We start from the raw sequence: 10,810 nt of genomic DNA, 5'->3' as shown, positions 1-10,810 counted from the left end.
GTGCGGGGTGGTGGGTGGGTTCTTTCGCAAATGCGCGCGCGTTTGCGGAGGCGATCACGACGTCAGATCGATCTCGGTCCCCACTCCGTCGGCACGGGCGCGTCCGATCACCAATTCTGCGACCGCAAGATCCTCGAGTCCGATCCCGGTGGAGTCGAAGAGCGTGATCTCCGCGTCGGTCGATCGTCCGGTCTTCCGGCCGGTGATGACGTCGCCGAGTTCGGTATCGAAGTGGCTCTCGTCGACGGCCCCCTCGGCGATCGCCAGCAGCGCGTCGCCGGACTTCGTCAGGGCTGTGGCGGTGCTGTCCACCACCACCCTCGACCGCGCCATGGCGTCGCCGTCGACCTCGCGTTCGTTCGGACGCGGCGCGGCTCCAACGACGTTGAGGTGAGTGCCGGCATTCAACCAAGCGCCGAGCAGGATCGGAGTGATCGATGGGGTGAGCGTGCAGACGATATGGGATCGCCGCACAACATCTTCGACCGACACGGCATGTTCGATCTTCAGATCCAGGCCCGCAATGCTGTCACGAAACCGTTCCACGGTATCCGCGGATCGAGACCAGACGACGACGCTCTCGAGCTCGCGTACGCCGTGTAGCGCACGTACGTGTTCGACGGCCAAGTTACCGGCGCCGACGACGCCCACGACGGAGCTGTCGGCACGTGCGAGGTGCGCGGTGGCCACGGCACTGGCGGCAGCCGTACGAATCGCCGTGATCGCCCGGCCGTCGAGTACCGCGACGCACTCGCCGGTGCGAGTCGAGGTCACCAACATGGTCGAGCGCTGCCGGGGAAGGCCGCGTGCGCGGTTCCCCGGCAGGTCCGACAACACCTTCACCACTGCGAGCTCAGCGGTGCCTGACTGCGCCACCATAGGGATGATCCGACCGTCATCGGTGCCGTTCATCGACGGCGGGGCCGGATTCTGAGCGCTACCCGCGGACAGGTCGGTCAAGGCGCGCTCGACCGCGGTGAACACCTCACTGCGGTCGAGGAGCGCCGATATCTCCGAATGGCGCAGTACCAGTGTCATGGTCAGCCGACAGACGTGAGCTCGGCTGCGTCGACGACGCGAGAAGTGACCAGGTCTGCGAACGCCGGTGCCGAGCGAACCATGCCTTCTTCCTGCAGTATTCGCATCCAGCGGTCACTGGCATCGCCTTCGATACGGACGGTGTCCCAGGTTTGCGACTGCTGAATTCTGGTGCATGCCGCAGAGAGCGTCGGCATTGCGATGTTCGGCCAGTGCTCGGCCAGCAGCGGTTCCAGCTCAGTCACCGGGGTGGCCTTGACTGTCGCCATAGCGGCGTCGAGACCCGTCGCAAACTTCACCAGACGCTCTTCGAGTTCTTCGAAACGGTCTGTGCGGCAGTAGTACACGCTGTTCGGTCCGAGTCCGCCGACCTCAGCGTATTCGACGACGATGTGCCCGGTGCCGCGATCGGACATGATCTGGGCGGTCGTGATGTCGAGAATGATCGCATCGCCCAGGCCGTCCTCGAACAGTTCGACGAACATCGGCGTCGACAAATCTCGCAAGAAGGTGGTGCGAGACGAGTCGACTCCACTCTCGCGCATCATGCCTGCGGTGATCGCGTACGGTGCACTTCCGCCGATTCCCGGAGCCAGCACGGTCTTTCCGGTCAGCATCGACCAGTCGAATCCATCCGGTGTCGGTTCCCGCATGACGAGGGCTTTGGGGAACTGGTGATTGAGCTGCGCAAAGACGGTGAGCTGTCGTGAAGTGCCCCAGTACATTCCGGGGACCCACAGACCGCCGAGAGCGATGTCGGCTTCGCCGCTGGCGAGGTCGTCGAGCACGCCGGTCCACGGATCGCAGGCCTTCGCGTGGACGGACAGACCGTTGTCTGCGAAAAGTCCTGCGTGATCGGCGTAGTACTCGGGAAGGTAGTTCAGTCCGTGCGCGGTAGCGGAGATGGACAGGAAGTCGGTCATGGTGTTCTCTTCTTTCTTTCGTGATAGGGCTCTGAGTTACGCTGCTACGAGTTCCTTTTCGTTCACCGCCTCCAGCGACCGGCCGAAGGTCTCCGGGCCGAACTTCGCGGCGACGACGAGGAGGACGTACATGCCGGCGATCATCATGAATACCCCAGCAACACCGGCGATATCGAAGAAGAACAGTGCGGCGAACGGCATGACGGCTCCGGCGACATTGCCGATTCCGTTGACCACCGAGGTGCCCATGCCGCGGATGGACGTGGGGAACAGTTCGGGTGTCCATACCGAGAGCATCGTGTTGAGCATCATCGTGAAGAACTGGAAGATTGCGCCGAGGATCAAGATGGTGGCGACGCTGTTCGCCAGGGTTGCGAAGGCGATGGCGGAGATGCAACCGAGAGCCGCAGCGGTCATGACGGTGGGGCGTCGACGGACGCGTCCGGCCAAATAGCATGCTGCGCAGGCACCGAACAGGCTGCCGATATTCATGATCATCGTGAACAACAGTGAGTCGGTGAGGGAATAACCGCGGGAGACCAACAGGATGGGCATCAGGAACAGCAGCGTGACCTGAGCCCCGAAGGACATCCACGACGCGGCTCCGACGGCGGCAGTGCGGCGCAAGTTCTGTCCCTTGAAGACCTCGGCGTACGAGGTCTTCTCGGTGCTGGGGAGAATGTCCTCGGCGGTGACGAATTGCTTTGTCGGTCCGGGGTTTCGGAGACCGGAGATGGAGCCGCTGGCCAGCCGGGTCAGGCTGCGGTTGGCCTCGTCGACCTTGCCCTTGGACATCAGGAACCGAGGAGACTCGGGCAGATAGCGACGGAAGAAGACCACCAATACGGCCGGCAACGCGAGGATGACGTAGGTCCAGCGCCACGAGGTGTCGTCGCCGCCGAGCACTCCACCGAGCGGGCCGAGTACCAGCATGAAGAAGCCGAACGAGGCGATATTGCCGATGCCGCCGGACGAGATGTTGAGCGTCGCCAGCAATGAGCCGCGGTGTCGGGTTGCAACGAGTTCGGCGAGAATGGCCAAGCCGACAGTGAATTCACCGCCGAGGCCTATGCCGACGATGAAGCGGCTGGCGAGCAACATCTCGTAGCTCACGGCCGCCGCGCTGATCAGGCCACCGAGCGTGTAGACGAGAAGGTTGAGGCTCAACGCAGTTCGGCGACCCCAGCGGTCTGCGATGTATCCGCCGACGAGGCGTCCCACGAGACCGCCGATCACGGTGGCTGTGTTGATGAGTGTCAATTGGGCGTTACCGATTCCGAGAGATTCCTTGATGAGCGGTCCCATCGCGCCGGTCGAGTTCTGCTCCAGGCTGTCGAAGAACAGACCGGCCATCAGCAGCAGGATCACTGCGCCTTGCACTCGGGTGAAGCCGATGCGATCGAGCGCATTGGTCAGTCCTGATGCGGGTGGCGGTGTGGGTTCGTTCGGGGAGATGGGGGTAGGTGGGACGGATTCCGAGGTAGAGGCAGACATGGTGTGCTCCAGCGGGCTGGCAGGCACCGGCAACGGATGTTTCCGGTGAGTCGCCTCTCGTAACTCTCCGAAACGACTGCCTAATTTGTATACAAAATGTGTGTCATTTCAGTTATCTCCCGCTACGAACATGTTAAGGACTGGATATATCCATTGAATCGTATACGACTTTGGGGTTCAAGCCTCGCCTGGGGCGTCGGTTTCGTCGCGTCGGAGATGTTCGTCCATCAGGAAACCGGCCTGTACGGGCGAACCGTTGAGGATTGCCGCGGCCAGGGCCGCGTGATCGTGGACGGACGCGCCCGGATCGTGGCCGAGACCCCAGGCCACCCGGCGATTGACCCCGGCCAGCATCTCGCGCAGTTGATCGTTGCCTGCCGCGATCGCGACCAGGTCGTGAAACGGTCGGGCCGTCTCCGCGGTGGGGGACTGTGCCCGGGCCTGCTCGACTACTGCCGTGAGTTCGTCCGCCACCGAGCCGCCCCTGTTCTTGGCGGCGAGCTGAGCGGCCAACACCTCCAGCCCGTGCCGAACTTCGAGGAGTTCCTTGTTCTCCTTGTGCAGCGTTGTCGAGACCGTCGCACCTCGATAGCGAACGATGGTGACGAAACCTTCGGCCTGGAGCTGAGCGAGCGCTTCTCGCACCGGTACCCGAGAGACGCCGAAAGCCTTGGCAATCGACTCCTCGACCAACCGCTCGCCGCCGACGCGACGACCGGACAGAATCTCCTCACGCAACGTCTGAGCAATGATGCCGCCTGGAGATTCACCATCTGGATACACGAGGTGGAGTCTAGATCGGTCGATGGCTATGGCGCTTCGGCCACCTGGGACGAACGAGCAGCCAGACCGTGCGGCATAAGTTTGAGTTACTCGTGTGGGATGGATCGCGAAGGAGCTGTGTGTGGCCGCGGTAAGCGGCGCGTGTACAGCCGCAGTGATGATGCTGCCGGTCGTCGTCGACGGCCGTTGGTGGAATCTGACATCTTTCGTCATCATCGGCGGGCTCTGCGGGGTGCTGGTCGGACTCGTCGCGGTTGCCGGCGGGCGCTACGCGATGCGGACCGCGGTGTTCTGGCCACCTCGTACTCGCAACCGATGGCGTCATCGATTCGGTTTGTGCTCTGCGGCTTCGGTGGTGTTGCTGGTCGGCACCCTCTTCGCCTGGGGAGTAGCCGCATCGGCCGGGGACTCGGGCTTCCCGGAGTCGTTGATCGCGCTGGCAGTTTTGGGGGCCGTCAGCTACTTGTTCGCTTACCTACTCGCGCCGGTTGACTACGCCAATGCAGACGTCGAGTCGACCTAGGTCCGCCGGCAGTCGACCCGATATGCGAGATAGAGGTACAGAACTCCGGTGATCGCGCCGCCAAGGCATCCGACCGCGATGTCGAGGGGAATCGATCCGAAACTCGCTACCAGTCGAGCCAGGAGAAATCCGACCGCCACCGCGGGAACCAATGCGAGAGCGTTGATGTAGTCGCTGCGAGTAGCCCCGCCCTTCTTGCTCATCGGGCCGGTCATCACATACTCGCGAAACGTTCGCTGGTTCGACACGTCGATCCTTCTGTGGTGCAGTCGGTACCGTAACAATATACCGAGCGGTCGACTTTGTCCGATTCGAGCGAGAGACGGGGACGCTATGCGCGCGGTGATCTTCCTGTTGGTACTGGGTGTTGTGTACACGTGGCCGCTGTTCGGAGACAGTCCTGGTGAATGGTCGGCGCTGTCGCAAGGCACCGCCTTCGGAGCGATCGTGAGTACGATCGCAACACCCGCGGGCTGGAGGGCCATCCGCCGCATCAGAAGTCGACTCGATGGGTCGTACAGATCGGAAGTATGACGGTTCCGATCCGGGTTCCGGTTGCGGGTCGGGTCGTTCGCAAACGCGCGCGCACTTGTCATCCGCGTTCGGAATAGTGATCGGATTCAGGGGATTTCACGCGAATGCGCTCGCGTTTGCGGGGTGGGTACGCGGCCGCATCGCCCAATTCGAGGTGCATGCCCCAAAAAGAGGTGGTGATGCGAGGAAACGAGGCTGGATGCTGTCAGCTCACGCGCACGCATCGGGCCCGTCGAAAGCGTCCACGAATCCGCAAGCGAAGGTGCGGGAGACCTTCCATTCGTCTTCCCAACGGACGAAGGGAATCGGACCGACCGGATAGGGCTCGATATTTCCCAGATGCCCTTGCCCATTCGCTTGGACCGCGTCCGGTCCGACAGGCTCGACCGTCGTGAATTCGATGTGTTGTGGATCGGGTTGGGCACCCCACGCGCGTGCGAGTGACACGTTGCGTTCGACGGGTCCGTCGAACAGACGAGCCCGATCGTCCTCCCGCATACCGTAATTCAGGCTTGCAGCGAGGAGCTCGGTGAGTTGCTCTGCGGTGGGAACGGTGTCGGTGACCGGCGGAGGGGGAGGGGAGAACTGAGTCGAACGAACCGAAGCGGTGGGAATTCGAGGTTCATCGACTTCGGCAGGCGTGCAGGCGCAGACAAGCATCACGAGAGCGATGACGGCCATTCCAGCACTTCTCATCGGCTCAGCATGTACCGGTTGTCGAGCCACCACTGCCTACTCCCAACGCAATTGGCCGTCGACAACGGAGTGAGTATGTCCATCGAAGACTGTGCCGTTCTCGAGGCTATCGGCCAAGTCCGTCAACATCGCGCTCAACGATGGCCACTTGGGGCCTGCACTGTCGGCGTCGACCTTCTGGAACTCTGTGACGCAACCATGGAGAGGGCCCCACCGAGCGTCGACGAACAGCAGGTAGCCGTCTGCTCCCGCGAACGGAATGAATTCAGGCAAGTAGGTTCCGACGTACTCTCCAGCTGCCGTTCCGACCTGAGGTTCGGCACCCATCTCGGCGTCGATCTCACCCCAGATGTCGAGCTCGAGCTGACGTTCGCTGACGGTGCGGTCGACATCGAACAGCTCGTGCATTGGAAAGATCGAAACCCAGCTTTCGCGGGGGAAGCCATTGACCAGACGGAAGAACGACGTCAATTCCTCGGGCCACAGGCCGCCGGTTGAGCGCATTGCGTCCTGAATCTGTTCGTCTGTGGCACCGGCGATCGAGACGGACGAGATGTTGTCCGCGAGCCACTGTGCAATTCGGTCCCATTGTTCGGCAACCGATTTCGGTGGAGTCGGAGCTGCGTTGGCGACTCCGGCGTCGTACTCAGTCTGCTGCTGTATGCGTCGACGTAGATCATCGTCGCTCGCGGTACGGCTGCCGTCGGCGGTCGATACCACCTCACCGTCGCCGATTCGATAGTTCCGCGCGGGGCCGAGCTGAGTGCCGTCGTCCGCGTGCGTCAATTCGCGACCGGTCTGTATCGCCTGGGTGGCAGCAGTGTCCCAATCTACTGATTCGCCAGTACGAATAGTGCTGCTGATGGTCTCGGCACTCCGGGCCGACACGAACCACTTCATCGAGGTTGTTCTCCTTTCGGTGCGACCGAGGTGCTCACGAGGTGGGGCGACGCGAATCCGGTAGACGACTGTTGTGTCCGGAGGTGATGACGATGACTGGAACTGCCACTGGAGCAACAAGAGCGATCAATCCGACTACCACCGCAGGCGTGGCGTTTGTGACGTCCCAGAGCGCCGTCGCAACGGTCCACGCACCGATCACGGAGACGGCCTGGGCCGCAACCCGCAGCGCTGTGACCTTCAAAGGGGAAGCGACTGCGAATTTTCCGATGATCACCGGCAAATAGTGGCCTTCGTTCACGTGCGCCAGTTGCCTGGTCGCGATCGTCATCATCGCCGCACCGAGCGCAGCGACCAGAAGACCGACAAACAGCATGCTCGGTACGATACGCGACGGAGGGCTTTAGACTTCCAGGATGACGAAAGCGCTCGACAGTCAGCGACGTAAAGCCCCGTCCTGGTTGCGTGAGACAGCAGTCCTCGTTGTCGTCGCGCTGGTGCTGAGTGTTCTGCTTCAGACGTTCGTCGGTCGGGTGTACTTGATCCCGTCCCAGTCCATGGAGCCCACGCTTCATGGGTGTCCGGGGTGTACAGGTGATCGAATCGTGGTGGACAAGATCGCTTTTCGCTTTGGTGATCCGCAGCCCGGTGATGTGGTGGTGTTCAAGGCACCGACCTCGTCGTGGAACGTCGGCTACACCTCGACGCGATCGACCAACCCGATCGCCAAGGCACTGCAAGACGTGGGTTCGTGGGCCGGACTGGTCGCGCCCGACGAGAACGATCTGGTGAAACGAGTCATCGCAACCGGCGGGCAAACCGTCCAGTGTTGCGACTCCCAGGGTCGCGTCGAAGTAGACGGGAAGCCACTCGACGAGCCGTACGTCGTCATGGATTTCCCGTTCGTCTCGAACACGCTCACGTGCGAGACCACGCCGCAATCCGGTCGCTGCTTCGGCCCGGTGACCGTACCGTCTGGCAATCTCTGGATGATGGGCGACAATCGAAGCGGCTCAGCAGATTCCAGATCTCATGCCAGGGATGAATTGGGTGGCACCGTTCCGGTCGACGATGTCATCGGAAAGGCGCGTCTGATCGTGTTGCCACCCTCGCGCTGGGGAACCATCGATTCGCCGTCGATGCAGCAACGCTGATCAGAACCCGAGATCGCGGTTGCGACGCTCACGCTCGATGCGACGCTGTTCTTCGGCCCGTTCTCGGCAGCGACGCAGAAACTCGGCGTCGGCTTCAGGATTCTGTGCTGCTTGTCGGCCGGGCCGCGTCTCGTATTCCGGGAACTCGGAGTTGGTTGCCCTCCGGTAGCCGGAGCCGCCGCCTGGACCTCCCCAGATTCCACCCCCAATCGGGCGTCCCGCGAACAGCCAGGCCAGCGATCCTGCAAACGGTAGAAACACCACGAGCAGCAGCCAGACGATCTTGGGGAGATACCGGACCCCGCCGTCATCGGCAGTGATCACGTCGATCAGGCAGAACACCCACAGCAGCATCACCAGCAAACCGACGTACGGCATTCGATCCTCCACGCTCGAGACCATCCGGTCTGTTGTATCGAGGATCGTAGCGGGAGAATCGTGAATTCGACAGTGGAAGAGCACGGGCCCGGGCCGAAAAGTAATCGCTGGCCGAGTGCGTCGTCCCCTGCTACCTTCTGTGCGACGTACGAGACCGAGGAGGTGGTAGCCGTGAGTGCAGTACCGACATGGGTGCTCCTTCGATGTGACACGGTCTGACAGCAGGTCGGTCCGGGAGCGCCGTTGATCAGCTCTCCCGAAAGGCACGACCATGCATTTCACGCCCGAACAACGTATCGATGATCATGTCCTCGAACGCAAGTTCACACTCGGCGACATTCCCGGAATCCTGTGGACCTCGGTATTCCGCACCGCTCCAACACCTTTGATTCTCATCGGCCATCCCGGTGGTCTCGATATGATGTATTCGCGCCTTGCCGCTCGGGCGCGCCACGCGGTGGCCGCAGGTTACGCCGCAGCAACCCTCGAACTACCGGGTAGTGGGACGCGTCCGCGATCTGTCGTCGCCGAGCAGGCTCGAGCAGACCTACGCCGAGCAGTCGGAGCCGGCGAGCCGGTCACCGACGACATCATCGACCGGCTCGTCCTTCCGCTGGTCGAGAAGGCGGTACCGGAGTTGCAGGCTGCCCTGGATTTGTTGCTCACTCTTCCGGAAGTTATTGGACCTGTGGGCTATTCGGGAGGTGTGACGGCCATCGGTGTTCGACTCGCAGCCGTCGAGCCACGAGTCGCGGCTGCGCTGCTGTTCGCCGGTAGCTATGTCCCCCGCGCCACGTTCGACGAGGCAAAGCAGGTGGGCATTCCGCTGCAGGTTCTTCTGCAATGGGACGACGAAGGAAACGACAGGAACATGGCGTTGAATTTGTTCGACGCTTTCGGCTCGACCCAAAAAACGTTGCACGCCAACATGGGTGGGCACACCGGCGTCCCGCACTTCGAGGGCGACGATGGAAACAGATTCTTCGACCGGCATCTGAAGTAGTTGCGCGAGGTCGGGTCGATCAGTGACCAGCGCAGTAGATGAACAGGGACGATCCCCGCGCGCCCCTGGTGAACACAACGGAGACAGGGTCTCCCGATCCCTGAGCGGGGCGCGACGTGGACAGCATCTCGGCTTCACAACTGAAACCCAGTGAGGTCCAACTGGTCGTCGTTACGGTGCCGCACGTAGCCGGTTGCAGCGGGGGATGCGCCGGGTTGGCCGCAGTGACAGCCGGCCCGTCCAGTTCCTTCGATGCGTCGAATCGAGCTGCCCATGCGGGTTGGCCCACGAACTCCGCATACATGACGCCCTGAGTGAACTGGAAGCCATCCGGGATTGTGAAGGCGATCTTCTCCACCTCACGCAAGGCATCGTCGTCGTCCATGGACATGGGTTTTCCGGGCTCGAAGGAACCACACGAGGTGGTGAGAAGGACCAGCAAGGCAAGCGCTGCCTTCCGCGAACTAATCATGTCATCACCGATCTCGGGTGAGGATGCCGTATGCGGAAATCGGTAGCTCTCGGAGGAACCCCAATCCTGCGACGCGTCGACACTCGTCCAATTCGACTGTGATGCGGGCAGTTCCGGAACCATCGGGCCGACGCAGGTCGGCCCAGGCGAACCGTGTAGCCGGAGTCGAGCACGGCTGCGCGACGGGTGCGTGGGCGATGTGGCCGAGCAATTCGATGCTGTCCGGCCGGTCAACGGTGAAGGACGTTCCCATCACGGTCTCGTATTCGGCAGGCAAGGCATCCGCGTCTTCGGATCCGGCGTACGTGCAGACCTGCAAGAATCCGACGTCGTCTGTGGGTGCCACCAAAGCCGGAGGAAGCATCGAATCGCCTGTGCGTCGACGCTCGACTGCACTGGCAACGTCGGCGTCGGAGGTCTCGTAGAATTCCCCGCTCATAGCTGGGCCCGAACACACAGTCGCGTAGTCGTAGTCGTAGCCCGTGGAGTAGACGGTCCGAGAAACTTCGTCCAGTTCGTTCAACAACTGAAGCGGCTCGTCTCGTAGTCCGCACGGTTCGGCAGGCCAGGCGGGACGAAATGCTCGACCCGATGCGTCGACGAACCACAGTCCGACGGGTGCTTCGACCGAGTAGGCACAGCTCGCCATGATGCCGCTGGCAAAACGTGTCGAGGGGACTGCGAACTCGCCCATCGTGGCCTCGACGTCCCCGCGGAGACGGACCGAATCCAACGTCAGCACGTTGTCGTCACTGAGTGCCCGTTCGCAAGTGAGCACTTCGACCGGCTCGAATATCGCGGGGGATAGCCCGGCGTAGGGGCGTCGACAGTGACGTTCGGATCCCACACAGAGCCGCCCAGTGCGGAGACGATGTCGTCGGCCATGCAGTTCGGAGTCCGCGTGGTGCTGGC

The 10,810-nt window shown here is 62.2% G+C and carries 14 protein-coding genes; 3 read left to right on the top strand and 11 right to left on the bottom strand.

Annotated elements, in window-relative coordinates:
* Positions 1-54: 54 nt before the first annotated feature.
* The 4 genes from CH305_RS05095 to CH305_RS05080 form a co-directional block, all read right to left on the bottom strand.
* The gene (locus CH305_RS05095; RefSeq protein ID WP_094702978.1) at positions 55-1,038 is read right to left on the bottom strand and encodes an ornithine cyclodeaminase family protein; all 984 of its coding nucleotides are present in this window, start codon (positions 1,036-1,038) and stop codon (positions 55-57) included.
* A gap of 2 nt (positions 1,039-1,040) precedes the next feature.
* Complete coding sequence (locus CH305_RS05090; RefSeq protein ID WP_094702977.1) at positions 1,041-1,961, bottom strand: ABC transporter substrate-binding protein; 921 nt, start codon at positions 1,959-1,961, stop codon at positions 1,041-1,043.
* Between the two features lie 36 nt (positions 1,962-1,997).
* Positions 1,998-3,455 (bottom strand): MFS transporter, encoded by a 1,458-nt coding sequence (locus CH305_RS05085; protein WP_218828570.1) that lies wholly within the window; start codon positions 3,453-3,455, stop codon positions 1,998-2,000.
* 177 nt (positions 3,456-3,632) lie between these two features.
* On the bottom strand, positions 3,633-4,238 hold the full coding sequence (locus tag CH305_RS05080; protein WP_179278187.1) for a GntR family transcriptional regulator: 606 nt from the start codon (positions 4,236-4,238) through the stop codon (positions 3,633-3,635).
* Between the two features lie 121 nt (positions 4,239-4,359).
* On the opposite strand from CH305_RS05080, the gene CH305_RS05075 reads away from it, so the two are divergent.
* Positions 4,360-4,761 carry a hypothetical protein gene (locus tag CH305_RS05075; protein ID WP_179278186.1) on the top strand — a complete coding sequence of 134 codons (402 nt, stop codon included), beginning with the start codon at positions 4,360-4,362 and terminating at the stop codon, positions 4,759-4,761.
* Here the strand turns inward: CH305_RS05075 and CH305_RS05070 are convergent.
* The 4 genes from CH305_RS05070 to CH305_RS05050 all read right to left on the bottom strand — a co-directional run bounded on the left by CH305_RS05070 (position 4,758) and on the right by CH305_RS05050 (position 7,267).
* Positions 4,758-5,009 (bottom strand): hypothetical protein, encoded by a 252-nt coding sequence (locus CH305_RS05070; RefSeq protein WP_037147046.1) that lies wholly within the window; start codon positions 5,007-5,009, stop codon positions 4,758-4,760. The genes CH305_RS05075 and CH305_RS05070 overlap by 4 nt on opposite strands.
* Before the next feature lie 496 nt (positions 5,010-5,505).
* A complete protein-coding gene (locus CH305_RS05060; RefSeq protein WP_094702973.1) occupies positions 5,506-5,991 on the bottom strand; it encodes a hypothetical protein in 486 nt (161 codons plus the stop codon).
* A 36-nt stretch (positions 5,992-6,027) separates the two neighbouring features.
* Positions 6,028-6,891, bottom strand: coding sequence for a hypothetical protein (locus CH305_RS05055; protein ID WP_094702972.1), 864 nt, complete (start codon positions 6,889-6,891; stop codon positions 6,028-6,030).
* A 34-nt stretch (positions 6,892-6,925) separates the two neighbouring features.
* Positions 6,926-7,267: a hypothetical protein gene (locus CH305_RS05050; RefSeq protein WP_094702971.1), complete on the bottom strand. Its 342-nt coding sequence runs from the start codon at positions 7,265-7,267 to the stop codon at positions 6,926-6,928.
* A 40-nt stretch (positions 7,268-7,307) separates the two neighbouring features.
* Between CH305_RS05050 and lepB the strand changes: the two genes are divergently transcribed.
* A complete protein-coding gene (gene lepB / locus CH305_RS05045; RefSeq protein WP_094702970.1) occupies positions 7,308-8,045 on the top strand; it encodes a signal peptidase I in 738 nt (245 codons plus the stop codon).
* Here the strand turns inward: lepB and CH305_RS05040 are convergent, their stop codons facing one another.
* A complete protein-coding gene (locus CH305_RS05040; protein ID WP_094611005.1) occupies positions 8,046-8,423 on the bottom strand; it encodes a PLDc N-terminal domain-containing protein in 378 nt (125 codons plus the stop codon).
* Positions 8,424-8,694: 271 nt separating this feature from the next.
* On the opposite strand from CH305_RS05040, the gene CH305_RS05035 reads away from it, so the two are divergent.
* A complete protein-coding gene (locus CH305_RS05035) occupies positions 8,695-9,426 on the top strand; it encodes an alpha/beta hydrolase (protein ID WP_094702969.1) in 732 nt (243 codons plus the stop codon).
* 19 nt (positions 9,427-9,445) lie between these two features.
* Here CH305_RS05035 and CH305_RS05030 read toward each other — a convergent pair whose 3' ends face one another.
* Complete coding sequence (locus CH305_RS05030; RefSeq protein WP_094702968.1) at positions 9,446-9,817, bottom strand: hypothetical protein; 372 nt, start codon at positions 9,815-9,817, stop codon at positions 9,446-9,448.
* Positions 9,818-9,902: 85 nt separating this feature from the next.
* A complete protein-coding gene (locus CH305_RS05025) occupies positions 9,903-10,640 on the bottom strand; it encodes a hypothetical protein (protein ID WP_094702967.1) in 738 nt (245 codons plus the stop codon).
* Between the last annotated feature and the right edge of the window lie 170 nt (positions 10,641-10,810).

The organism is Rhodococcus sp. 15-649-2-2, assembly GCF_002258645.1.
Taxonomy (GTDB): domain Bacteria; phylum Actinomycetota; class Actinomycetes; order Mycobacteriales; family Mycobacteriaceae; genus Rhodococcoides.
Note: the sequence above shows the minus strand (reverse complement) of the source record. Positions and strands in the feature narration are given on the sequence as shown.